This is a genomic window from Pseudomonas sp. 13B_3.2_Bac1 (genome assembly GCF_025466205.1).
In the GTDB taxonomy this organism is placed as follows: Bacteria; Pseudomonadota; Gammaproteobacteria; order Pseudomonadales; family Pseudomonadaceae; genus Aquipseudomonas; species Aquipseudomonas fluorescens_H.
In genome coordinates this window covers 100,634-125,415 of record NZ_JANLOG010000147.1, presented here as the reverse complement: position 1 = coordinate 125,415, position 24,782 = coordinate 100,634, and the positions used below count along the sequence as shown (strand labels likewise).

The 24,782-nt window shown below is 60.9% G+C and carries 18 protein-coding genes and 2 riboswitches; of the genes, 11 read left to right on the top strand and 7 right to left on the bottom strand.

Translation table 11 applies throughout. The annotated features are described in order from the left end of the window. Window positions 1-83 precede the first annotated feature (83 nt). The 7 genes from NTD85_RS24395 to NTD85_RS24365 all read left to right on the top strand — a co-directional run bounded on the left by NTD85_RS24395 (window position 84) and on the right by NTD85_RS24365 (window position 9,616). Window positions 84-488, top strand: coding sequence for a hypothetical protein (locus NTD85_RS24395; protein ID WP_262143417.1), 405 nt, complete (start codon window positions 84-86; stop codon window positions 486-488). Window positions 489-586: 98 nt separating this feature from the next. Then, on the top strand, window positions 587-1,018 hold the full coding sequence (locus NTD85_RS24390) for a thioredoxin family protein (RefSeq protein ID WP_262143416.1): 432 nt from the start codon (window positions 587-589) through the stop codon (window positions 1,016-1,018). A 176-nt stretch (window positions 1,019-1,194) separates the two neighbouring features. Continuing rightward, entirely contained in the window at window positions 1,195-2,349 is a 1,155-nt protein-coding gene (gene wecB / locus NTD85_RS24385) for a non-hydrolyzing UDP-N-acetylglucosamine 2-epimerase (RefSeq protein WP_045122482.1), read from the top strand. Further along, window positions 2,346-4,520, top strand: a complete 2,175-nt coding sequence (nrfB, locus tag NTD85_RS24380) for a cyclic di-3',5'-guanylate-activated glycosyltransferase NrfB (protein ID WP_262143415.1) — start codon at window positions 2,346-2,348, stop codon at window positions 4,518-4,520. Before wecB ends, nrfB begins: the two co-directional genes overlap by 4 nt. Continuing rightward, on the top strand, window positions 4,517-7,678 hold the full coding sequence (locus NTD85_RS24375) for an NfrA family protein (RefSeq protein ID WP_262143414.1): 3,162 nt from the start codon (window positions 4,517-4,519) through the stop codon (window positions 7,676-7,678). The genes nrfB and NTD85_RS24375 overlap by 4 nt, the downstream gene beginning before the upstream one ends. Beyond that, window positions 7,678-8,556: a DUF4434 family protein gene (locus tag NTD85_RS24370; RefSeq protein ID WP_262143413.1), complete on the top strand. Its 879-nt coding sequence runs from the start codon at window positions 7,678-7,680 to the stop codon at window positions 8,554-8,556. Before NTD85_RS24375 ends, NTD85_RS24370 begins: the two co-directional genes overlap by 1 nt. After that, window positions 8,540-9,616, top strand: coding sequence for a GGDEF domain-containing protein (locus NTD85_RS24365; RefSeq protein WP_262143412.1), 1,077 nt, complete (start codon window positions 8,540-8,542; stop codon window positions 9,614-9,616). Before NTD85_RS24370 ends, NTD85_RS24365 begins: the two co-directional genes overlap by 17 nt. A 103-nt stretch (window positions 9,617-9,719) precedes the next feature. Here the strand turns inward: NTD85_RS24365 and NTD85_RS24360 are convergent, their stop codons facing one another. From NTD85_RS24360 to cobW, 6 genes are all read right to left on the bottom strand, one after another. After that, entirely contained in the window at window positions 9,720-11,279 is a 1,560-nt protein-coding gene (locus tag NTD85_RS24360; protein ID WP_262143411.1) for a TerC family protein, read from the bottom strand. A 415-nt stretch (window positions 11,280-11,694) separates the two neighbouring features. Continuing rightward, window positions 11,695-13,341: a phospholipase D-like domain-containing protein gene (locus tag NTD85_RS24355; RefSeq protein WP_262143410.1), complete on the bottom strand. Its 1,647-nt coding sequence runs from the start codon at window positions 13,339-13,341 to the stop codon at window positions 11,695-11,697. A 172-nt stretch (window positions 13,342-13,513) separates the two neighbouring features. Further along, window positions 13,514-14,068 (bottom strand): vWA domain-containing protein, encoded by a 555-nt coding sequence (locus tag NTD85_RS24350; protein WP_410017549.1) that lies wholly within the window; start codon window positions 14,066-14,068, stop codon window positions 13,514-13,516. A 104-nt stretch (window positions 14,069-14,172) separates the two neighbouring features. Beyond that, entirely contained in the window at window positions 14,173-15,171 is a 999-nt protein-coding gene (locus NTD85_RS24345; protein WP_003225480.1) for an ATP-binding protein, read from the bottom strand. A 163-nt stretch (window positions 15,172-15,334) separates the two neighbouring features. Beyond that, window positions 15,335-19,183: a cobaltochelatase subunit CobN gene (gene cobN, locus NTD85_RS24340; RefSeq protein ID WP_262143409.1), complete on the bottom strand. Its 3,849-nt coding sequence runs from the start codon at window positions 19,181-19,183 to the stop codon at window positions 15,335-15,337. Between the two features lie 3 nt (window positions 19,184-19,186). Next, window positions 19,187-20,257: a cobalamin biosynthesis protein CobW gene (gene cobW, locus NTD85_RS24335; protein ID WP_315975176.1), complete on the bottom strand. Its 1,071-nt coding sequence runs from the start codon at window positions 20,255-20,257 to the stop codon at window positions 19,187-19,189. 97 nt (window positions 20,258-20,354) lie between these two features. After that, window positions 20,355-20,568, bottom strand: a riboswitch (cobalamin riboswitch). Window positions 20,569-21,475: 907 nt separating this feature from the next. Next, window positions 21,476-21,697: riboswitch (cobalamin riboswitch) on the top strand. A gap of 121 nt (window positions 21,698-21,818) precedes the next feature. Here cobW and NTD85_RS24330 point away from each other — a divergent pair. The 4 genes from NTD85_RS24330 to cobM all read left to right on the top strand — a co-directional run bounded on the left by NTD85_RS24330 (window position 21,819) and on the right by cobM (window position 23,964). After that, window positions 21,819-22,016: a CbtB domain-containing protein gene (locus tag NTD85_RS24330; protein WP_003225486.1), complete on the top strand. Its 198-nt coding sequence runs from the start codon at window positions 21,819-21,821 to the stop codon at window positions 22,014-22,016. An 11-nt stretch (window positions 22,017-22,027) separates the two neighbouring features. After that, window positions 22,028-22,726, top strand: coding sequence for a CbtA family protein (locus NTD85_RS24325; RefSeq protein WP_003225489.1), 699 nt, complete (start codon window positions 22,028-22,030; stop codon window positions 22,724-22,726). Further along, complete coding sequence (locus tag NTD85_RS24320) at window positions 22,723-23,136, top strand: cobalamin biosynthesis protein (protein ID WP_003225490.1); 414 nt, start codon at window positions 22,723-22,725, stop codon at window positions 23,134-23,136. The genes NTD85_RS24325 and NTD85_RS24320 overlap by 4 nt, the downstream gene beginning before the upstream one ends. An 81-nt stretch (window positions 23,137-23,217) precedes the next feature. Beyond that, entirely contained in the window at window positions 23,218-23,964 is a 747-nt protein-coding gene (cobM, locus tag NTD85_RS24315) for a precorrin-4 C(11)-methyltransferase (protein ID WP_262143408.1), read from the top strand. Window positions 23,965-24,165: 201 nt separating this feature from the next. Here the strand turns inward: cobM and nfuA are convergent, their stop codons facing one another. Beyond that, window positions 24,166-24,750, bottom strand: a complete 585-nt coding sequence (gene nfuA, locus NTD85_RS24310) for a Fe-S biogenesis protein NfuA (protein WP_003225494.1) — start codon at window positions 24,748-24,750, stop codon at window positions 24,166-24,168. Window positions 24,751-24,782: the final 32 nt, after the last annotated feature.

The following is a 24,782-nucleotide window of genomic DNA, read 5'->3' as shown; positions in this document are numbered from 1 at the left end:
GACAGTTGTTTCCAACGGATCCCGGAGGCCTACTGAAGTCTCTGCTCAGCAGAAACATCAATAACCGAACAAGGATGAGTGAAATGGCTAATTTGATTAAAAACGGTGACTTTTCCCAGCAAGGTGCTCATTGGAGCGCGTCCGAGGCGGACAAAGTTCATTATGAAAACGGCGATTGCGTTATTGCTTCTCCTGCATTTATCAGTCAGGAGGTGCCCACGCCAGACGGTGATGGTGGGACATTCATGTTATCCGCGCGGATGAAGACCAACCCGGGGGCAGCGGGTCGTATCACGGTGCAGGCTCACCCGACGGGTGAGCCAGTTTCACTTAATGTCGGGGGCGGGCAAAGCTGGGAAGTTCTTTCCAAGAAGTTTAAGGCCAATAACGCGACTATCAAGTTCGTAGTCAAACTGGAAGCCAACGATGGAGAAAACGGCAAGCCTGGCTCGTATTTCGGTGATGTAACGCTTTCCAAATTGAGCTGATACAACGTTTCAAATTGATGAGCGGGTCATCGCCAATGATGACTCGCTTTTTCAATGTCTTGATCGCGTCGTCGATGAAGCGAGAAAAGGAGCTAATCATGAGCCTGAATGTACCCCTCTCCGCTTTGTCGCCTGTCTACCGCAAAGCCCTGAAAACCTGGCGCCCGGTGATCCTGTACTTCGCCAATGAACACTGTCCTGCCTGCGAATGGGCCGGGCCGGTGTTTCGTGAGGTGGCCGAGCCGTATCGGCTCCGGGCGAACATTTACATGCTCAACACCACTGAGTCGCCGCGCCATCCACTGGTCACCGGCACCCCGACCGTGCTGTTCTACAAGAACGGCAAACTCATGAAGAAGCTCAAGGGCATCGGCACTGAAGAAACATTAAGTGAAGATTTCGCCCGGCACGTCGGCAAAACCAAAGCGCCAGCTGTCATCCGCCCACCACGGCATGATCTGGCCTGGCTGCGGCGCACCTTGCGCACGCTCTGCACCGTCCCCCGCGCACATCGATGGAACTTTTCCTGAAAGTGCCACCTAAGAGCCATCAACCGATGGCACTTTCGTTCCAAATTATCGGTAACACACAAGCCTCGGGCCGGATTGGACAAGCTCCATTCCGGCTGCTTTTCTTTTATTTCTCGGCAAGCGAACACAGGCGTCAGGTGATTTAGCCCGGCGTTGCCATGTCCCAGGAGGGATCAATGTCTTTCAAAGTCATGATGGTTTTCGGTACTCGTCCGGAGGCCATCAAAATGGCCCCCCTGGCCAGGGTTCTGCGCCAGTGGCCCGACATCCAACTGAACATCTGCTCCACCGGCCAGCACCGCGAGATGCTCGCCCAGGTGCTCGACGCCTTTGAACTGACGCTCGACGAAGACCTGCAGGTGATGACCCAGGGTCAGACCATCAACGGTCTCTCGCAGAACCTGCTCGGACAACTCGATCAAGCCTACGAACGCGTCAAGCCGGACATCGTGCTGGTACACGGCGACACCACCACCAGCTTCATCGCCGCCCTCGCTGCGTTCAATCGTCAGCTACCCATCGGCCACGTCGAAGCAGGCTTACGCACCGGCAACCTGCGCGCACCATGGCCTGAAGAGGCGAATCGACGCTTGACCGGCGTGATTGCCGACCTGCATTTCCCGCCCACCTCCAAGACCGCCGCCAACCTGCTTCGCGAAGGTGTGCCCGAGGACAACATCGAAATCACCGGCAATACCGTGATCGATGCCTTGCTGTGGATGCGCGATCACCAGCAGCAAACCAACTGGCATCCAGCCGCCGACTCGCCGTTGGCTGTCCTCGATGATCAGCGCCGGATGATCCTGATCACCAGCCATCGGCGGGAAAACATCGGCGATGGTTTCCGCAATATCTGCCAGGCATTGGCAGAGCTGGCCGAGCGTTATCCCGACGTTCAGTTCGTTTACCCGGTGCACCTCAACCCGCTGGTGCAGGAAGTGGTGTACGGCACGCTCTCGGACAAACCCAACATCTATCTGATCGCCCCGCAGGACTACCCGAACTTCGTGTGGCTGATGGGCCGAGCGCATTTCATCCTCACCGATTCCGGCGGCGTGCAGGAGGAAGCTCCGGCCATCGGCAAACCGCTACTGGTGCTGCGCGATGTGACCGAACGGCCATCCGTGCTGGAAAGCGGCACCATGCTGCTGGTGGGAACCGACAAGTCCCGCATCGTCAAAGAGGCCAGCCAGTTGCTGGACGACCAGGACACCTACACCCGCATGAGCCGCGTGCACTTCCCGTACGGCGACGGCCACGCCAGCGAACTCATTGCCACCCGCCTTCATGCCTGGCTGAGTGCTCGCTCGGCGGTGGGTAGCGACGTATGAGTCTGGGTTGGGTCGACTTCTTTGCGTATGTGCTGTTTGGTCTTAAATATGTGGCGATCGCCCTCGCCCTGTTGATGTTCATCCTTGGTCTGGATGACCTGTTCATCGACCTTGTCTACTGGTTTCGCAAGCTGATCCGGCGCTGGCGGATCTACGAAAAATTCGAGCGGGCAGACGAACAACGTCTCTACACCATCCCCGAAAAACCGCTGGCAATCATGGTGCCGGCGTGGAACGAAGTCGGTGTCGTCGGCGAAATGGCGCGCCTGGCCGCCTCGACCATCGATTACGAGAACTATCAGATTTTCGTCGGCACCTATCCCAACGACGCCGAAACCCAGGCCGACGTCGATGCGGTCTGCCAACACTATCCCAACGTGCACAAAGTGGTCTGCGCCCGCCCCGGCCCGACCAGCAAGGCCGATTGCCTGAACAACATCATCGACGCGATCCTGCGTTTTGAAAGCGAGGCGAAAATCCAGTTCGCCGGGTTCATCCTGCATGACGCCGAAGACGTGATTTCGCCGATGGAATTGCGCCTCTTCAACTACCTGCTGCCAAACAAGGATCTGATCCAGATTCCGGTCTACCCCTACGCGCCTGAGTGGAAAGGTTTTACCGCCGGGCACTATGTCGACGAATTCGCCGAGAACCACGGCAAGGACGTCATCGTCCGTGAAGCCCTGACCGGTCAGGTACCCAGCGCCGGGGTCGGCACTTGCTTCAGTCGAAAAGCCATCAGCGCCCTGCTCGAAGACGGTGACGGTATCGCGTTCGATGTACAGAGTCTCACCGAGGATTACGACATCGGCTTCCGGCTCAAGCAGAAAGGCATGAAGTGCATTTTTGCCCGTTACTCGGTCAGCGATCCGAAGCTGGCACTGGAGCAACCGTGGGTATTCGGCATGAACCGCGAATTCTCCCAGGTGATCTGCGTGCGCGAGCACTTTCCCCGCGATCTGCAACACGCGATCCGGCAGAAGTCGCGCTGGATCGTCGGCATCGTGTTTCAAGGCACCAAGAACCTCGGCTGGAGCCGCAAGGGCCTGCTCAACTACTTCCTGTGGCGTGACCGTCGCGGGCTGATCGCCTACATGTTGAGTTTTCTGGTCAACCTGCTGTTCGTGGTCCTGATCGCGATGTGGCTGATCACCGTGATTTCCCCCGAATCGTGGCGTTATCCATCAATTCTCTCCGACAGTTCGCTGCTCTCGGCATTGCTTTGGCTCAACGGCTTCATGCTGCTCAATCGCCTGTTCCAGCGTGGCTGGTTCGTCACCCGCTATTACGGGCTGGTCGAAGGCCTGCTCTCGGCGCCACGAATGATGTGGAGCAACTTCGTCAACTTCTTCGCCAACGTGCGGGCCCTGCGTCAGGTCATGGCAATGGGCGACTCGCGACGCGTGGCGTGGGACAAGACCACCCACGAATTCCCGGCATTGACCAAGGCGCAACGCACGCCGCTGGGTCATCGTCTGGTGGAAAAAGGCCTGCTCACGGAGGAACAACTGGAAGCGGCGATCACCAGCCCGGTGCGTCGGCGTCTGGGCCGCGAGCTGCTGTTGCGTGAGTACATCAACAGCACCCAACTGGTACAGGAACTCGCCGAGCAGCTGGAACTGGAATGGGCACCGCTCAATCCGTTCAAGCTCGACCAGCGCCTGATCGACGCCGTGCCGCGCCGGGTCGCTTCGCACTACGGCGTACTGCCGGTCGCCGAGGAAGGCGACACTCTGGTGCTGGCCTCCGAAGGCCCGGTCAGTCAGGTATCGCTCGGTGCGATCAGCCGTCAATTGAAACGCCCGGTGCGCTGCCGACTGGCACCGCAGGGCCGGGTGACGCTGGGGATTCGCTACTGGTACGCCAGCCCCCGGCAAAGTGAGGAAGTGCGTCATATGCTGCAAGTGCTTGAGCGCCATCAGGACGATGAAGATCTGCTGGAGCGCGTCAGTCGCCATCAGGTACTGCTCGGCAACCTGCTGCAGGTGCGCGGCATGGTTCCGCCGACCCTGTTCAATCAAGCGCTGATCGATTTCGATGCGGAACACATGTCCCTCGGCGAACACCTGATTTCCCGCGGCATGATCACTCAGGAAGTTCTCGATCAAGCCCTGGCCGATCAGGCCAGTGAACAACAAGCGGCTTACCGCATCGTCCGGGAGGTCGCATGAAACCAGTACATCGTCACACTTTATTGATGGGCAGCCTGCTGCTCGGCCTGAACAGCGCCTACCCGCTGCAAGCCGCGCCACTGAGCGATTTCGAACAGTTTCGCAGCTATCCCTACATGGACCGCAGCTATCGGGAAGCGAAGAAAGGCAACTGGAAAGAAGTCGAACGCCTGATGCGCCACCTGCTGGAGAAGGTTCCAAAAAATGATGAAGCTCGGGCGCTGCTGGTGGACGCCCTGGCCAAACAACGCCGTTACAAGGACGCCGTCGAAGCGTTGCCGGAACGCGACAGCGCAGCCACTCTCGACCTGCGCCTGACCTGGATCGAACAGGATCCGCCGAGCAGCACCCAGGTCGAGCAATGGATGGCAACCAGCGATCTAAACGACCGTGTGCGTCTGTGGCAGGCCTACAGTTTGAGCCTGGCCAAATTCGGCGGCGCAGCCAAGGCCCACGACTGGCTGGCGCAACTGGCGCCCAGGGGCGATGACAACATCCTGCGTCTGGCCCGCGCCAACTGGTCTGAGCAACTGCGTGACTGGAGCGGCACCATCGATCAGTTGGCCCCGCTCGCGGCACGCAAGCAACTGGATGCCGAAGGCTGGCAACGTCTGGCCAACGCCTACGTGCAGCGTCTGGACGAAAAACCGTTGCAGCAACTGCTGCAACAGGCACCAAGCCCTGACGCCGCGCGCAAGGTACGTCTGGCGATGGTCGATCGCGCCATTGCCATGGGCCACGATCAACAGGCTCAGCGCTGGTTGCAGTCATTGCCCGCTGCGGATTTGGCGGATCCGACACAACGCCAGCGGCTGTGGGAACTGGCTCGGCAGACCGACGATGTGCCCACCGTGCAGCGCCTGAGCAACGACCTGCAGCGCCCCTGCCTGGAAACCGTCGACTGGCTGTCGCGCCACGATCCTGAAGCAGCGCTGACGCAGTTACGCAGCTGCCAGCCAACCGATGATCCCCAAGCGTGGCTGGTACTCGCTCAGCGCCTGCAAGCCACCGATCTGTTGCAAAGCACGACCTTGCCGCAGCCATGGGAAAACCGGCGACAGGCACAACTGCTCGATGTCTGGCAGGAACAGGGGCAGAGCAGCAAAGTCATGGTCTGGCTTGCGGGGCAGGAGCAGACTCCAGCGGTGGTCAAACGTCGCGCGCAACTGGCCCAGTCCATGGGTCGCCGTACCGAAGAACAAACGCTGTGGGAATACCACTTCCGTCAGACCGGCGATCTGGCTTCGCTGAATCAGGCCAGTTTCCTCGCTCTCAGCAGCGGTGATCGTGCCCACGCGCAGGAGCTGCTGGAAAACGCCTATGACCGCTTCGGTGGTCGTCTGCCGGGCACCGCCCTGCAGCGTCTGGCCGGAATCTATGCGTCATCCAAAGACACCACGCCCGCACAACAGCGGCGGATGGCATCGCTGATCAGCCAGATCGACGGCGCCAGCCGTGGCCAACTGCTTGCGCAACTGGCGGAAAACGGTCAGTGCGATGCCGTGCAGCAAGCAATTGGCAGCCACCCGCAGGCCGCCGGCGATTATCGTGCGCTCGGCCGCTGTGCAATGCCGGACCGCCCCGGTGAAGCGGTGGTTTATTACCAACAGGCAGAAAAACTCGGCGACCGCGGCAGCCGTCTGCCGCTGGCCTATGCGCTGGAGGCCGCAGGTGACTCCGCTGGTGCCTTGGCGATCTGGCGCAGCGTTCCCGCCGCCGAACTCAGCGACAACGCACGTTTGACCGCCAGCCGCAGTGCGCTGAATGCCGGTGATAGCCAGACTGCCGAGGGTTACTGGCAGCAAAGCACAACCCGCGGCGCCAATGAATGGGCACTCGGCGCAGCGATTGCCGATGCCCGTGGCGACCACGCCCAGGCGTTGCAGCGCCAACGTCAGGCCTTGCAGCAAGCGCCGGATGCCGGGCATTTCTATGCCGCTTCCGTCACTGCACAAAAGGCTGGCGACATGCCGCAAAGCAATGCCTGGCTGGCGGAAGCGGTACGTCGCGATCCGAACAACCCGCGTTACCGCGCCGATTACGGCATGCGCCTGTCCGGCGCGCCGACTCGCGAAGAACGCGCCCGGGCGATTCCGTACCTGCAGCAAGCGACCCGGGATTTCCCCGAGGATTATCGTCTCGGCGAAACTTTGGCCTGGCGCTATGACGAAGTCGAGGACAGCGCCTCGGCGCGCAAGGAATTGCGCCGAATAATCGATCTGGAACAAAACCCGGTAGCCGCCGACGATGAAGATGGCAGCATGGAAGCCCGGCGCTATCGCCAGCGTCGCGCCCACGAAACGCTCTCACGGCGTGACAGTTTCACCCTCGCCAGCACCTGGTCGCCTGCCGGTGTTTCGACCAACGATTTCCTGCGTGACGACAACACCAAGGGCTCACGCCGCAGCGCCAGTTCGCAGAACGTGCAAGTGGCGATGTGGGACCACGCACTGGGTGAAGAACCCAGCCGCGCGGGAAGCACGCTGTCGGTCTACGGGCGGGTTTTGCTCGGTGGTCAGAGTCGCTCCAGCTACGCCGAGTCCGCCGCAGCGGGTGTCGGCCTGCGCTACAAACCGTGGGGCACGCAGAACATCAACCTCTACGCCGAGATCTACAAGCAGAGCCAGTTCGATGACCAGGACAACCATGGCCTGAGCCTCGGGCAGATGATCAACCCGCATAAATTCTCGGATCAGCTCGACGATCATCGTCAGGACGGCCACACCACTACCGATTACCTGCTGCGCGCCACGGCCTCGTTCCTCGATCAGGGCCAGTACCGCAACGATTGGCGTGTCGATGAAAGCGACTGGGATGAACGCTTTCTCTATCTTGATGCCGCATGGTGGACCAAGGCTGGCGATCACCAGTGGTTGTCGCGTTTCCAACAGGGTCATGCGTGGAAGCTGCCGTCCAACGCCGCGCAAACGATCATGCCGTATGGCTTCCTCGAATTTGCCAGTCAGGACCCGAGCAACGACTGGCGTCAGGACCTGCGCACCGGTGTCGGTCTGCGCTGGCAATGGTGGTATGACGATGACCGCTACAACGCTTACCGTTCGAAACTGACAGTGCGCACCGAGTACCAGCAATCACTGGGCGGCAATCTGTATGACGGCGGCAACGGTGTGCTGCTGGGTGTGGAGTGGAATTTCTGATGGCGCGCTGGATGCTGTTTTTCTGCCTGATGCTGGGCGCAGTGGTCGTGCGTGCTGACGAGCGCGTGTTTTATCAACCGCTGAATGTCGATGCCAGCCTCAGTCAGGCACAGTGGCAACAAATCTGGCAAGACACCGCCCGCCAAGGCATCAGCACAGTGATCGTGCAGTGGACCGCTTATGGCGATTCGGACTTTGGCGGCGCCAGTGGCTGGCTCGCCAACAGCCTGAAACTGGCTCGGGAACAGGGTTTGCAACTGGTGCTTGGGCTGAAGATGGATTCGGCCTACTACCAGCGTATCGACGAACTGGATACCGCCGGGCTCGCCACCTACTGGCAGGCACAGTTGGGTCAGTCACTGGCGCAACAGCAAACACTGCGCAAGGACTGGAAATTGCCTGTCAGTGGCTGGTATTTGCCGATGGAACTGGATGACTTCCACTTCCTGGCGACCGATCGCCGAGCCACGTTGCAACGACAGCTCAAGGCTTTCGCCGGCAAGCTCGACGCACCGTTGCACATCAGTGCGTTCAGCGCCGGCAAACTCGCACCGACGGTCAACGGGCAATGGCTGGGCGAGCTGAATGGCACCGATGTTCAGGTGTGGTGGCAGGATGGCGCGGGGACGGGCAAATTGTCACCGCTGGTGCGCGATGGCTATGCCAGCGCTCTGCCCTGCTCCGTGGGTATTGTACGCGAGGCATTCCGTCAGGTCAGTGCCGAAGGCCAGCCGTTTCGTGCCGAACCTGCGGTGCCCGATGCGGCATCCACCGGCTGTCACGTCAGCGCTGTGTTTTCCCTGCGTTACCGCCCTTGGGCTCGGGTGATCCTCGACAACCAGCGCAAACAGCAAGGCAGCAATGTACAGACTCGTTGAAGAGCAGGTACTGAAGAAAACCGCGCCCGCCGAGTTGCGGGCCGAGTTCATCCAGCATGAATTCGAACGACTGCACACGTTCAGTCTGCTGATCTACGTCGCGAGTTTCGCCATCTGGCTGGTGTTCGATCTGGTCGTCAGCTTCCTCGGAGAACAGGGATTCACCTGGCGTTCGATGGCTTTTGTCACGTTCTTTGCCACGCTGACAGTGGTCATGGGTTTCACCCGCAAGGCTCGCCATTTCGACGTGATCACGCTGCTGTTCGTACTGGGCCTGACCGTGGGCGTGCGGCTGATCATCACCGGCGTCCCGCTCGCGGTTCACAGCTCATGGCTGGTACTCGCCGCGGCGAGCATGCTCTACAGCGTATCGGTGCTGCCACTGAGTCGCTGGGCATTTTTCGCGACGCAAGCCATCATCTGGCTGGTACTCAACCCGTTCATCAATACCCCCACCACCCTGATTGAACTCAGGGGCGTGATGACCGCCTGCTACAGCGTGTTTCTCTGCTCGTTGAGCATCTACACCTTCCTCAAACTGCGTGAGGCCAAGCTCTACAACTACATCATGTCCCGGCTGCTGCTGGATCAGGCCTATAACGACACGCTGACCGAAATCCCCAATCGTCGATCGTTCATGACAGTGGCGCAAAACCATTTGAAAACGGTTCCTCGCGAGCACGACCATTACCTGGCGATGATCGACATCGATAACTTCAAGAAAGTGAATGATGTGTACGGTCACGACATTGGTGATGAAGTGCTGAAGCGCGTGGCAGCCGATATCAAAACGGTGATGGCGCAGCACGATTTCGCCCGTCTGGGTGGCGAGGAGTTTGCGATCTATCTGGCGGGTGTGCGGCGCGAGGATGTCGAGGCGCTGGCTGGCGAGTTGTGCCGAGTGATTCGCGAGCAACCGACACAGCACCCGGTCACGATCAGCATGGGTGTGGCACGGGTGGAAGATGGCGACACCTTGAATCAGGCACTGATCAAGGCGGATGAAGCGTTGTATGAGTCAAAGCATGCGGGCAAGGATCGCTTTACTTTTCATCAGTGATTTTATGGCGCAGGACAGATTGCATTCGCGAGCAGGCTCGCTCCCACTGTGGAATGTGTTCCAGAGTGGGAGCGAGCCTGCTCGCGAAAGAAGCGCCCAAGGATTATTCGATTTCACGCACCAGCAACACCCGCGTCACCCGCCGTTCCTCCACCGCCATCACGGTCATCTGCCAGCCCTCGCACTGCAATCGATCGCCAATCATCGGCAAGCGGTCCAGCAGGCTCATCACCAACCCGGCCAGCGTTTGGTAATCCTCTGTTGGCTGCGCACCAAACCCGGTACGTTGGCGAACACGAGTCAGGTTCAACGCACCGTTGACGATGAACCCGCCCTGTTCTTCGATCACATCCGGACCTTCGATTTCGCTGGCATCGGGCAATTCGCCGGCAATCGATTCGAGGATATCGGTCATGGTCAACACGCCGACGAAGTCACCGAACTCGTTGACCACGAAGGCAATGTGGGTCGACGCCGCACGCATCTGCTCCAGCGCATTGAGGATCGAATAGCTGTCGAGCAGGTTGATGGTCTTGCGCGCCAAGTGCTCCAGGTTCGGCTCGGCACCGGCCAGGTATTCCTTGAGCAGTTCCTTCTTGTGCACGAAGCCCAAGGGCTCATCCACCGCGCCGTTGCGAATCAGCGGCAGACGTGAATACGACGAGTGCATCAATTTTATGCGAATCGTCTCGGCGTCGTCGGCCAGGTCGATGGTGTCGACGTCAGCGCGCACGGTCATCAAGTTCCGAATCGGACGCTCGGCCAGTTGCAGCACGCCACTGATCATCACCCGCTCGCGGCGGTCGAACAGCTCCGCACTCGGTGCTTCGCCGTCATCCAGCAGGTCGGAGATTTCCTCGCCGACCTCCTCCACTTCCAGCTTGCGCCCGCCCAGCAGACGCATCACCGCATGGGCCGTACGCTCACGTATGGGGCGCAGGCCTTGCATCGAACGTTTGCGCCGAGCCCGGGCAATCTGGTTGAACACCTCGATCAGGATCGAGAAACCAATCGCCGCGTACAGATAGCCTTTCGGGATGTGGAAGCCCAGGCCCTCGGCCGTCAGAGCAAAACCGATCATCATCAGGAAGCCCAGACACAGCATGATCACCGTCGGGTGCGCGTTGACGAAGCGGGTCAACGGCTTGCTGGCGACGATCATCAGACCGATGGAGATGATCACCGCGATCATCATCACCGCCAGTTCATCCACCATGCCGACGGCGGTGATTACCGCGTCCAGCGAGAACACCGCGTCGAGCACCACGATCTGCGCGACGATTGGCCAGAACAGCGCGTAAGCGGCGTTGCTCGAGCGCTGGCCGACGTGGCCTTCGAGTCGTTCGTGCAGCTCCATCGTCGCCTTGAACAGCAGGAACACACCACCGAACAGCATGATCAGGTCACGGCCGGAGAAGCTCTTGTCGAATACCTCGAACAACGGCTGCGTGAGGGTGACCAGCCAGGAAATACTCGCCAACAGGCCCAGACGCATGATCAGCGCCAGCGACAGGCCGATGATCCGCGCGCGATCGCGCTGATGCGGCGGCAGTTTGTCCGCCAGGATTGCGATAAACACCAGGTTGTCGATACCCAGCACCAGTTCCAGCACGATCAGAGTCAACAAGCCTAACCAGGCCGTGGGATCCGCTAACCATTCCATAAAATGTCTTGATCTCTCTTCAGTGAATTCAGGCTGCCGGGCACGGCAAAGTGCAACGCGAAGGCTCTGATGCCGCGTTGTCAACGATAGTCGGGAGTCGGAAAACCGGATGCTGCGAGTGCGTCAAGACCGCGCCATGGCGCGAGGAAAAAGTACGACTGGGAGGCTCCGAGAGGGTGTTCATGCAAATCCTGAATGAAAAATGGCCTTGGAGCGTACAGGCTCAGGGCACATTTTCTACAATGGCAAATCATTTCAAAATCTGTAAGAGCACAAGTAATGTGTTTTTCCTGTTGGCCCTTTCGCGAGCAAGCCCGCTCCCGCAGGGGTTATTCGTCGGACGCAAGTTCTGAGTTCAAAGAGGGGCCAATGTGGGAGCGGGCTTGCTCGCGAAGGGGTCATCAAACACGCCAGATCATCGCCCGGCAAAACGCAACCGCGACAACTGCCGCAAATCCCCTTCCACGTAATAATCGTTGGTCCAGCTGTCATCCACCGCCAACGGACTCACCTGCTTGAGCTCGAGTTTTTTCGCGAAATAGCGAAAGCGGTAATGCTCATAGAAACGCAGCAACTCCAGGCCATAGCGGTCCGCCAGATCGGTGTCGCCACGAATGATCAGGAAGTTCTCGTCATTGCCGTCACTGGCCGAGGTACTGAGGTTGTGACTGCCGCTGATGATGGTCGGCGCATCGGTGGTGAAGTCGGTGACCACGGCTTTGGTGTGCACCAGCAGGTTGCCCTTCTGGCCTTTCATGCTTTCCTTGAGCCAGCCTTCCAGCCCGGTATTGAGTAATGCCGTGGCGGCGAATTCGGCGGTGCGGTCGGCATGAAACCCGGTGATGCTGCTCGCGGTGTTTTGCAGACCGTAACGCAGGATGTCGTCATGCGGTTTGCCGAGCAGCGCGTTGAGAATCATGTCCGGCAGGGTAAAAGCCGTAACGAACAACACGTCCTTTTTGGCCGCCTCAATGATCTCGACGAACTCACGCAAATCGCCACCACCGCTGCGTGGCGAGAACCCGGCAAACAGCGGCTGCGTTGGGTCCATCGGGTTATGTTGAGTAATCCAGGTACGCGTCGCGCCGACATCGGTGGGGTTGGCCCAGACTTCATCGAAGGTTTGCAAATAACGCGTGGCAATCGTCACGTCGTCGAGCGTATGCACCACGTTGGCCTGGCGATACACGCCATTGGCAGTGAAATTGGTACTGCCGCACAGCACCGCCTGCGGTTGGCGCTGCCCGCTGCCATCGACACGGCTGAGGACAATAAATTTATCGTGGAAGATCTCGTGAGTGACGCGAGCGCGCTTGTTTGCCGCCGGCAACTTCGCCAGGTTCGCTTCGTTCAGGGCGGTATCGGAATCATCAGGTCGAGCGTGGTACAGCACACGCACTTGAACCCCGCGGGCGAACGCCGCGTTCACCGCATCGATGATCGCCTGCAACTGATACTCGTAGATCGCGATATCCAGCGCCCAATTGGCGTCGACAGCGCGCTCGATGTACCCGAGCAAACGCTCCAGCAGGCCGTTCTCCAGCCACAGTCGTGCCGCATCGGGCCAGGCTTCGATGGGCAGGTTCTTGTTGGCGCTGATCTGCGCGTCGAGCTCGGGAAACTTGCGCTGGAAGGCCTGACTGGCGGCCACGGCGCGGTTGAAGATCACGCTTTGATTGGCCGGATGACCATCGTCACTGGTGATGCTCAGCTCCAGCGATTCGCCCAGTTGCGGTGCATCCGCTGTGCCGTAGGCCAGATGCACGCGATAGTGCATCGTTGTCCCCGGTTCCACCGCGTAATAGGCCCAGCGGAATTTCTGCAAAGGGGCCTTATCGCTGGGCGTGGCGTGATACTGGGGGAAAGTGTGAGCCTTGCCGGGAAACGTCAGGCTGTTGAACAGGAACAACCACGGCCTGTCACCCTGCTGCTTCTCGATGGCGAAGCCGAGCAGGCCTTTGCGTCGGGGCTCGGCCAGATCCATGGCGAGCAACACGCCGTTGGTGCCGGCGTAGGCTTTGACGCGAAAATCGTCCTGAGGATTGGCGACCAGTACCCGCATGATTCACTCCTTGTGATTGGGCTGGGGTGGAGCATAGAGCAGCGCTGCAAGTTTGGATGATATCCGTTTGAACCGAGGTGACCTCTTCGCGAGCAAGCCCGCTCCCACAGGTCAAGCAGCATTCACATTCCTTGTGGGAGCGAGCCTGCTCGCGAAGAGGCCCGCTCAGGCATCACAGATCATCAATGTGCCGATAATCCACATTCAGCGCCGCCGCTAATTCCCGCGCCCGTGCCAATCGGATGGGCCCGCGCTCAATGTCGATCAACAATCCCGGACACTCCAGCGCCGGCATCGACGGCAAGGCTTTCAAACGCCCATCCGTGACCACCAGCAAGCGCTGCTGCTCGGCCGGAAAGCGCTTTTGCCGCTGCACCAGCCACTGCTGCGCCTGCGCCAACGCCGCCACCAATGGCGTGCCGCCGCCAGCGCCCAACGCCTCCAGCCAGGTACGCAAGCCACTCGACGCCTTCAGGCCCTGAACCTGCCATTTCGGCGTGGTACCGCTGGCGGTCAACAGTGCCAGTCGTGCCCGTTGCCGATAAGCGTCATCGAACAATTGTGCGAGCAGGCCTTTGGCATCACTTAATGCCTGATGCCGACGCGTCGAAGCCGACGCATCGACGATCACCAGCCACAACTCATGGGGAGAACGAGTGCGCAACTGGAACTGCAAATCCTCACGGGTTTGCGGGCGGCCGTTGAGCAGCGTCCCCGGCCAGCTCACCAAGCCGCTGCGCGCGGCATGGCGCTTGCCCTGGCGTCCGTGATCGAGGCGTCCGGCGCGGGGTCTGGCATTCGCCCCCGCGTCGGATCGGGGACGAATGCCGGTTACTTTTTTGGCCAGCTCGGCACTTCGCGGCGGGCACCCGTGGCCAGTGCCGGGGCGGGCATATCGCCCCACTGCCCCTGCCCCTCGCTCGGGTCGATTTGGGTATTGGCCGAGGTTTGCGCGGGTGGCTGCGGACTGGAAGAAGAGGACTCTTTACGGCGATGACGCAGGGCGAATTCCGCTACTGCGTCGATATCCTGCTCGGCAATCGCTTCAGCGCCGCGCCACGCCGCGTGAGCACGGGCGGCGCGCAGCCAGACCAGATCGGCACGCAAGCCATCGACGCCGGCCGCAAAGCAACGCTCAGTGATGCTCGCCAACGCATCGTCGTCCAGCGGAATGCTCGCCAAGGCGATGCGCGCCTGTTCGCAGCGTTCGCGCAGCGCTTGCTGCTGTGCTTCCCACTGCGCGCAGAACGCCTGTGGATCGCTGTCGAAATCCAGTCGGCGGCGGATAATCTGCCCGCGTTCGGTCGGCGCGGTGTGGCCGCTGAGAGCGACGTTCAGGCCGAAACGGTCAAGCAGCTGAGGCCGCAATTCGCCCTCTTCCGGGTTCATCGTGCCGATCAAGACGAACCGCGCCGAATGCCGATGGGAGATGCCGTCGCGTTCGATCAGGTTAGTGCCGCTGGCCGCCACATCAAGCAGCAGATCCACCAGATGATCGGGCAGCAAATTCACTTCATCGACGTAGAGCACACCACCGTCAGCCTTGGCCAATACACCGGGAGAAAACTGCGCACGGCCTGCGCTCAGCGCCGCGTCGAGATCGAGGGTGCCGACCAGACGCTCTTCGGTAGCGCCCAGCGGCAGCGTGACGAACTGCCCGCTCGCCAACAGATCGGCGAGGCCACGGGCCAGGGTCGATTTGGCCATGCCGCGCGGGCCTTCGATCAGCACGCCACCGATTTTCGGGTCGATGGCGGTGAGGCACAGCGCGAGTTTCAGGTCATCGGCGCCGACCACGGCGGAGAGCGGGAAATGCGGGGTGTCGGTCATCTTCAATACTCGGTCATGGTCGGTAGTTTGTCGGAAGATCGTTGGAGCCAAGCCTATTTTCTGTGGGAGCGAGCTTGCTCGCGAAAGCGGTGTTTCAGCTACAGAAATGCTGTCTGACACACCCTTCGCGAGCAAGCTCGCTCCCACAGGGGATTGCGGTGTGTCAGGTGTCTTCTTCTATATCCAGCAGCAGGTTTTCCAAGGCTTCTTTATACACGCCGGGTTCCTGCCACATTCCACGTTGTTGCGCTTCGAGCATGCGCTCGGTCATGTCGCGCAGCGCATGCGGATTGTGTTCGCGAACAAAATCCCGGGTCGCCGGATCGAGCAAATAAGCGTCGGCCAGCAACGCGTACTGATGATCGTCAATCAGCTGCGTGGTGGCATCGAAGGCGAACAGGTTATCGACCGTCGCCGCCAGCTCGAACGCGCCTTTATAGCCGTGGCGTTTGACCCCGTCGATCCATTTTGGATTGGCCGCCCGCGAGCGGATCACCCGGTTCAGTTCTTCTTTCAGGGTGCGGATTTTCGGCAGATCCGGCTGGCTGTGATCGCCGTGATAACTCGCCGCCGCTTCGCCGCGCAGGGTTTCCACCGCCGCGAGCATGCCGCCCTGAAACTGGTAATAGTCGTTGGAGTCGAGCAGGTCATGCTCGCGATTGTCCTGGTTCTGTAGCACCGCCTGCACCTGGCTCAGACGCTGGACGAACTGCTCGCGGGCGGCGGTGCCTTCGTCAGAACCGCCGTAAGCGTAGGCGCCCCAGTTCAGGTAGACCTCGGCCAGATCCTCGCGGGTCTGCCACAGGCGCCCGTCGATCGCGCCTTGCACACCGGCGCCGTAAGCCCCGGGCTTGGCGCCGAAGATCCGCCAGCCGGCCTGGCGCCGCGCCGCATCGGCATCCAGCCCGGATTGCAGCAGCGCTTCACGCTCGGCGCGCACTTTCGCCGCCAGCGGATTGAGGTCATCCGGTTCGTCCAGCGCCGCCACCGCTTGCACGGCCGCATCGAACAGGCGAATCAGGTTGGCAAAGGCATCGCGGAAGAAGCCCGAGACCCGCAGTGTGACATCGACCCTTGGCCGGTCGAGCAGGCTCAGCGGCAGAATCTCGAAGTCATCGACGCGCTGACTGCCGGTGGCCCACACCGGACGCACGCCCATCAGTGCCATGGCCTGAGCGATGTCGTCACCGCCGGTGCGCATGGTCGCGGTGCCCCACACCGACAGACCGAGCTGTCGCAGGTGATCACCGTGATCCTGCAAGTGGCGCTCAAGAATCAACGTGGCGGACTGGAAACCGATGCGCCACGCGGTGGTGGTCGGCAGGTTGCGCACGTCCACCGAGTAGAAGTTGCGCCCGGTGGGCAACACGTCGAGACGACCACGGCTGGGTGCGCCGCTTGGGCCGGCGGGGACGAAGCGACCGCCGAGGGCGTCGAGCAGGCCGCGCATTTCTGCGGGACCGCAGGCGTCGAGGCGTGGGGCGACGACTTCGCGCAGGTTATCAATGATCGCGCTCACTTCAGCCCAACACGCCCCTTGTGGGAGCGAGCTTGCTCGCGAAAGCGTCGTGTCAGTCGTCATTGATATACCTGACCCACCGCTTTCGGGAGCAAGCTCGCTCCCACAGGGGATTTGTAGTGTTTGGGAAATCAGTTGGGTGGCGAACAGTTCGAGCCGTTCGCGGGTATCACCGGCGCTGCGCCAGACTTCGTCGCTGACGTTTTGCAGCTCTATCGGACGTGGGCCGTTCCAGGGATCAGCGAGCGCACAATCCAGCGGATCAAAGCCCAATTCAAACGCCTTGGCCAACGCCCGCAGCAAACTCGACTGCGCGCCCTTGCCGTCGCCACGCGGAATGCGCAGCAAGGCCAGCAACGTATCGATGCGCAAACGTCCGGTCGGCGACTCGCCGAAAATGTGCAGGCCATCGCGAATCTGCGATTCCTTCAGGTCACATAAATAGGTGTCCAGACGCGGCAGCCAGATCGCTGCATCGGCGTCGCTGTCCAGACCGGCGTCTAGTTGCAGTTCGCGGTCGATCTGCGTTTCGCGCACCAGTTGCAGAATGTCGCGCTGCAGCTCGCGGGCGCGACGCGGATCGAGCAATTGCGCCTCGTAATATTCGTCAGCCAGCAGCTCCAGATTGCGCAACGGGCCGTAGGTTTCGGCGCGGGTCAGCGGCGGCATCAGGTGGTCGATGATCACCGCTTGCGTGCGCCGTTTGGCCTGGGCACCCTCGCCCGGGTCGTTGACGATAAACGGATAGATATTCGGCAGCGGCCCGAGCAGCGCGTCCGGCCAGCAATTCTCCGAAAGGCCCACGCCCTTGCCCGGCAGCCATTCGAGGTTGCCGTGCTTGCCGACGTGAATCACCGCGTGGGCACCGTAGGTGTTGCGCAGCCAGAAATAGAACGCCAGATAACCGTGCGGTGGCACCAGATCCGGGTCGTGGTACACCGCGCTCGGATCGACCTGATAACCGCGCGCCGGTTGAATGCCGACGAAGGTCAGGCCAAAACGCAGACCGGCGATCATCATCCGTCCGTCACGGCACATCGGATCGTTTTGCGGCGCGCCCCAGCGTTCCAGCACTGCCGCGCGATTGGCTTCCGGCAGCGCGTTGAACATCGCCAGATAGGCGTCCATCGCCAGGCTTTGCTGGCACGGACGCAGGTCGATGCTGTCGAGGTCATTGCTGACGCCGCCGAGCAATTGCTGGATCAACGCGGTGCCGCTGTCCGGCAACTCGGCCGCCAGCGGAAAACCTTCCGCCTGCAACGCCCGCAGGATATTCAACGCTGCCGCTGGTGTGTCGAGACCGACGCCATTGCCGATCCGACCATCGCGGGTCGGGTAGTTAGCGAGGATCAGCGCGATGCGTTTTTCCGCGTTCGGCAGCCGCGCCAGATCGCTCCAGCGCCGGGCCAGTTCGGCGACGAAATCCATGCGCTCGGGTTGCGCCCGGTAGCAGACCACGTCGGACTGACTGCGCTCACTGCGCCAGGCCAGATCCTTGAAGCTGATCGGACGGCTGATGATGCGCCCATCAAGTTCCGGCAAGGCGATGTGCATCGCCAGATCCCGTGGCCCGAGGCCCTGCTCGCTGTCGCGCCAGCCCGGTTCGTTGTCCTGAGCGCAGATCGCCTGAATCACCGGAATATCGCGCCGGAACGGCCGCAGATGCGGGGCTTCCGGACTGGATTGCGCGAAGCCGGTGGTGTTGAGAATCACCGCCGCCTCGACCTCATCCAGCCAGTCCTCGACCACACTCAGGCAGCCGGGTTCTTTCAGGCTGGCGACGGCAATCGGCAACGGATTAAGCCCCGCCGCCTGCAAGCGCTGGCAGAACACATCGATGAACGCGGTGTTGGCCGCTTGCAAATGCGAGCGATAAAACAACACCGCCGTCACCGGGCGACCCGGCTGCCAATCGGCTTGCCAGTCGCTCAGTGCGGCGGTGTTTTTCTGTGGGTGGTAAATCGCCGTACGCGGCAGCGCTTGCGGCTCGCCCCAGGCGTAATCCCGCGCCAGCCAGCGGTTGGCCAGACAACGAAAGAAATCCAGCGCATTGCCCATGCCGCCCTGACGCAGGAACTGCCAGAGGCGGTCGCGATCTTCGGCGGGCACGGTGCTCAGGTCGCTGAGTTCCGGGTCGGGACGGTCATCACCGGGCACCAGAATCACCTGCACGCCGCGCTCGGACAATTCCACCAGACGCTCGACGCCGTAACGCCAATAGGCGATGCCGCCGTGCAGCGAAATCAGAATGACCTTGGCGTGACGCAACACCTCATCGACATACAGATCGACCGAGGCGTGATTCTGCACCTGCATCGGATTGGCCAGGCGCAGGCTCGGGTAATCCTCGGGCAGTTGCTGCGCCGCTTCGGCGAGCAGCGCCAGGCTGGAATCGCCGCTGCACAGGATCACCAGCTCGGCGGGGGTTTGTCCAAGGTCGGCAATGTTGTCATCCGACACGAAACCGCCGGGCTGGGTCCTGAGCAGGTGCATGGCTTAAACGCTGAGCGCGGCGCGCAGTTGCGCTTCGAGTTGCGCAGCGTCGAGTTCCTGACCGATCAGCACCAGACGGGTGACGCGCGCTTCGTCAGCACCCCACTGGCGGTCGAAGTGCTTGTCGAAACGCGTGCCTACGCCTTGAATCAACAGGCGCATCGGCTTGTTCGGAATCGCCGCGAAGCCCTTCACGCGCAGGATGCCGTGCTTGACCACCAGTTGCATCAGCGCGTCGAGCAGCAGGCTTTCGTCGGCTTGCGGCAGTTCGATCGAGATCGAATCGAAGGCGTCGTGATCGTGGTCATCGTGATCGTCATCACCGTCGTGGTGGTGGTCGTGATGGCTGTGGCGGCTGTCGATGTGTTCTTCAGAGCCGGCGCCGAGGCCGATCAGCACGTCCAGCGGCAGGCGACCGTTGCTGGCTTCGATGATTTTTACTGCGGGCGGCAGTTCTTCGGCGACTTCAGCGCGAACGCGAGCCAGATCTTCCGCGCTGGTCTGGTCGGCCTTGTTGAGGATCACCAGATCGGCGCTGGCCAGTTGGTCGGCGAACAGCTCATGAAGTGGCGATTCGTGATCGAGGTTCGGATCGAGTTTGCGCTGGGCATCGACCTGATCCGGGAACGCGGCGAAGGTGCCAGCGGCCACGGCCGGGCTGTCGACCACGGTGATCACCGCGTCAACTGTGCAGGCGCTGCGAATTTCCGGCCACTGGAAAGCTTGCACCAGCGGTTTTGGCAGGGCCAGACCGGACGTCTCGATCAGGATGTGGTCGAGATCACCGCGACGCGCAACCAGTTCGCGCATAACCGGGAAGAACTCTTCCTGCACCGTGCAGCACAGGCAGCCGTTGGCCAGTTCATAGACGCGGCCGGTGGCTTCTTCTTCGGTGCAGCCGATGGTGCATTGCTTGAGGATTTCACCGTCGATGCCCAGTTCGCCGAATTCGTTGACGATCACGGCGATGCGACGGCCCTGAGCGTTGTCGAGCATGTGTCGCAGCAAGGTGGTTTTGCCCGAGCCGAGAAAACCGGTGACGATGGTGACGGGGAGTTTGGCCAGTGTTTTCATCGGATGCCCTTTGGCAAGGTGGCGGGCATACGGGACGAGATCCGCTGCGAACGTGCGCGCGGAAGAATTCGCCACCGGATCACCCCGCCCGGTTGTAGTGAGAAATCTGTCACGAGGCAGGTCTCCTGGCTGACGGTGTTCAGGCCTTGGGCCCGGCATTCGCTGCGCCTTCCCGCTGGCTCTGTGGATTGAGCTGGCAGTGGCGTGGCAACGAATTTCACCGTTCACAGTTGCGGGGGCAGCCGCGGCTTTGACCGCGTTCCCTTCTTAGCTTCGGCGTGGGCCGAAGAACCTCGAAAGCGCAAGGCTACGCATCGGGTGGTGACCGGTCAATGGTTGGATTGGGGGCATATCCGTTACTGCGGGTGTCGCCGCTGGCGGTTTCGCTCTTACAGCGAGTCACCTTTTCCAAACGCCGAAAAGGTAACCCAAAAGGCTTTGCCCCGGCGTACGGCACTTCGCTGAGGCTCAGTGTTCCCTCGCTACGGTATCCATCCGGGGGCATCGCCTCCGGTTTGCTTCGCTGCACCTCCTCTCGATGGATGCGGCTTCGCCGCATGGCGCTGCGCGCCTAACCCCCGGATGGACACCTTCGCTCGGCCTGCCGAAGGGGCTGAAGATCAAAAGCCACATCAAAAGCCAAAGCCAAAGCCAAAGCAGATCAAAAGATCACAGCCTTCGGCAGTTCCTACATGGGATTGGGTGTATTCAGTTGGAGATTGGTCGGCTGACAGGCCGCCTTCGCGAGCAAGCCCGCTCCCACAGTGGATTGGGGTAGGCAGTTGGAGATTGGTAGGCTGGTCGGCCGCCATCGCCAGCAGGCTGGCTCCTACAATTTAGAGAGCGTGCACCCCATGCGGCGAAGCCGCCCCACTCAACACAATGAGCGTTAGCTCGAGTAAAGCTTTTGATCTGAGGGCCCGTCGGCAGGCTGAGTGGAGGGGTTTATCCGGGGGTGGGAGCGTAGCGACCGTTTGGCGAAGCCAAACACAGCGAGAGGAGGTGCAGCGAAGCAAACCGTAGGCGCTGCCCCCCGGATGAATCCCGGAGCGAAGGAACCCGAGCCTAGGCGAGGGCCGAACGTCAGGGCACAGACCTTTTGGTTACTTTTGGGGCGTTTGCCAAAAGTGACCCGCCGTAAGGGCGGAACCTTAGGAGGCCGTTACCGCAGCAACGGATCCACCCACAAAATTGACTACATTCCCCAACCCATGCTCTCCTACACAACTTGTTACGGGTGCCCTTCACAGGGTGAAACGGGAAACCGGTGAATCATGTGCTTTACTCAAAGCCATGTCAGTCCGGTGCTGCCCCCGCAACGGTAAGCGAGCGAAGCGTCGAATCCACTGTGCCGTACGGCATGGGAAGGTGACGCTTGCAGGTCGGCCTGACGCCAACCCCTCGTGAGCCCGGAGACCGGCCCGCAACACACAGTGCGCATTTTGCGTCGCTGAACATAACAAACCCGCGGTGGGCGGGCGCTGTTCGAACCTCTGCGTGCCCGACTCGCAGGGGTTTTCATGCGCTCTATCAACCCGCTGACACTCCAGAGGGAAGCGCCATGTCAATCATCAGCAGCACCGGCAGCAACACCGACAAAATCTCCAGCACCGCCACGTTGAGCCAACGCCTGACCGCCGCCATTTTCGCGTCGATCCTGGGTGCCAGCCTCGTGTACTTCGCCGGCTTCTCGCACATCGAAGCGGTGCACAACGCCGCTCACGATACCCGCCACAGCGCTGCGTTCCCGTGCCACTGAGACCTGCCGACATGATCAAGCGTATTGCGCAAACCGCAGGCTTCACCGGTCTGCTGGCCGCCCTGCTGCTGACCCTGCTGCAAAGCTTCTGGGTCTCGCCACTGATTCTGCAGGCCGAAACCTTCGAGAAATCCGAACCGGTGGCCGTTCACGAACACGCCGCCGGCACAGCCGCACACACTCACGACGCCGAAGCCTGGGAGCCGGAAAACGGCTGGCAACGCGTGGTCTCGACCACCGGCGGCAATCTGGTGGTGGCGGTCGGTTTCGCCCTGATGCTCGCGGGTCTATACACCCTGCGCGCACCGACCAAAACCTCGCAGGGCCTGCTCTGGGGCCTGGCCGGTTACGCGACCTTCGTCCTCGCGCCGACTCTGGGCCTGCCGCCTGAACTGCCGGGCACCGCTGCGGCCGATCTGGCTTCGCGGCAAACGTGGTGGATCGGCACCGCCGCCTCCACCGCAGTCGGCCTGGCCTTGATCGTGTTCAGCCGTCACTGGTTGATGAAGCTGTTGGGCGTGGCGATCCTGGCCGTGCCGCACGTGATTGGCGCACCGCAACCGGAAGTGCACTCGATGCTCGCCCCGGAAGCGCTGGAAGCCCAGTTCAAAATCGCTTCGCAGTTGACCAACGTGGCGTTCTGGCTGGCCCTGGGCCTGATCAGCGCCTGGTTGTTCCGCCGCAAAAGCGCTGGTCAATACCACGCATGACCGATGACCGCGCAGCGCCGACTTTCGTGGTCGGCCTGGGCTGCCAGCGCGGCTGCCCGGCCAGTACGCTGCGCGCGTTACTCGATCAGGCATTACAGGCACATCGCATCGAACTCGAAGCGGTCAAGGCATTGGCCAGCATCGATTTGAAACGCGATGAGCCCGGTTTGCAGGAGCTGGCCGCGCAACTGGCCTTGCCGCTGTTGTATTTCAGTAGCGACGAATTGGCCAGTTACCAGCAGCGGCTAAGCCATCATTCACAGATCGCCTACGAGCGCACCGGTTGCTATGGCGTCGCGGAAAGTGCTGCGCTAGCTCTCGCCGAGCAGTTGATCCAAGCTCCGGCAAAACTGCTGATTTCACGGCAGAAATACGCTCAGGCGACACTGGCATTGGCCGGCGCTGCGTAAAATCCCGATAATCCCCCTGTTTGATCATGAGCAATCTTCATCTGAAGTGTTGCCCTGCCCCGTTTTTCACAGGATTTCTTCATGACCGTCTACTTCATCGGCGCCGGCCCCGGCGACCCGGAATTGATCACTGTCAAAGGCCAGCGGCTGATCCGCAGTTGCCCGGTGATCATCTACGCAGGTTCGCTGGTTCCGGCCGCCGTGCTGGAGGGGCATCAGGCCGAAACCGTGGTCAACAGCGCCGAATTGCATCTGGAGCAGATCATTGATTTGATCAAAACTGCCCATGCCAAGGACCAGGATGTGGCGCGGGTGCATTCGGGTGATCCAAGCCTGTATGGCGCGATTGGCGAGCAGATTCGTTATCTGCGCGAGTTGCAGATTCCGTTCGAGATCATTCCCGGCGTGACGGCTACGGCTGCTTGCGCGGCGTTGCTGGGCGCGGAACTGACGCTGCCGGACGTTTCGCAGAGCGTGATTCTGACTCGCTACGCCGATAAGACTGCGATGCCGGCGGGTGAGGAACTGAGCAGTCTGGCGCAGCATGGCGCCACCATGGCGATTCACCTGGGAGTCAATCATCTGCAGAAGATCATTGGCGAACTGCTGCCACATTACGGCGCGGATTGCCCGATTGCGGTGATTCACCGGGCGACTTGGCCGGATCAGGATTGGGTGGTGGGGACACTGGAGGATATTGTCGCGAAGGTGGAGGCCAAGGGGTTTCGGCGTACGGCGTTGATTCTGGTTGGACGGGTGTTGGGGAGTGAGGTATTTAGCGAGTCATCGCTGTATCGTGCGGGGCATGCACACCTGTACAGGCCCTGAATCATATGGGATTGGGTGCCAACCTGTGGCGAGGGGATTTATCCCCGATGAACTGCGCAGCAGTTCCTTTTTTGGGGCTGCTTCGCAACCCATCGGGGATAAATCCCCTCGCCACACAATAAACAGGCACTCATTAATTAAGTGCATAAAAAAACGGCGCTCACGGGGCGCCGTTTTTCATGTTCGCAGTGAACACCTTACTCAGTAGTAGGCGTTTTCTTTCTGCGTGTGGTCGGTCACGTCGCGAACACCTTTGAGCTCTGGAATACGCTCGAGCAAGGTGCGTTCGATGCCTTCCTTCAGGGTCACGTCGGCCTGGCCGCAGCCTTGGCAGCCGCCGCCGAACTGCAGCACGGCGATGCCGTCCTCAACCACATCGATCAGGCTGACCTGACCGCCGTGGCTGGCCAGCCCCGGGTTGATTTCAGTTTGCAGGTAGTAGTTGATGCGCTCATTGACCGGGCTGTCGGCGTTGACCATCGGTACTTTGGCGTTTGGCGCCTTGATGGTCAGCTGGCCGCCCATGCGGTCGGTGGCGTAATCGACGACGGCATCGTCGAGGAACGCTTCGCTGAACGAGTCGATGTAAGCGGTGAAGCTTTTCAGCCCCAGCGCGGTATCTTCAGGTTTTTCTTCGCCCGGCTTGCAGTAGGCAATGCAGGTTTCGGCGTACTGGGTGCCAGGCTGGGTGATGAAGACGCGGATGCCGATGCCCGGGGTGTTCTGCTTGGAGAGCAGATCGGCCAGGTAATCGTGGGCGGCGTCGGTAATGGTAATAGCGGTCATGGAAACTCCTCGCAGGCTTGGGCGCAGTTTAC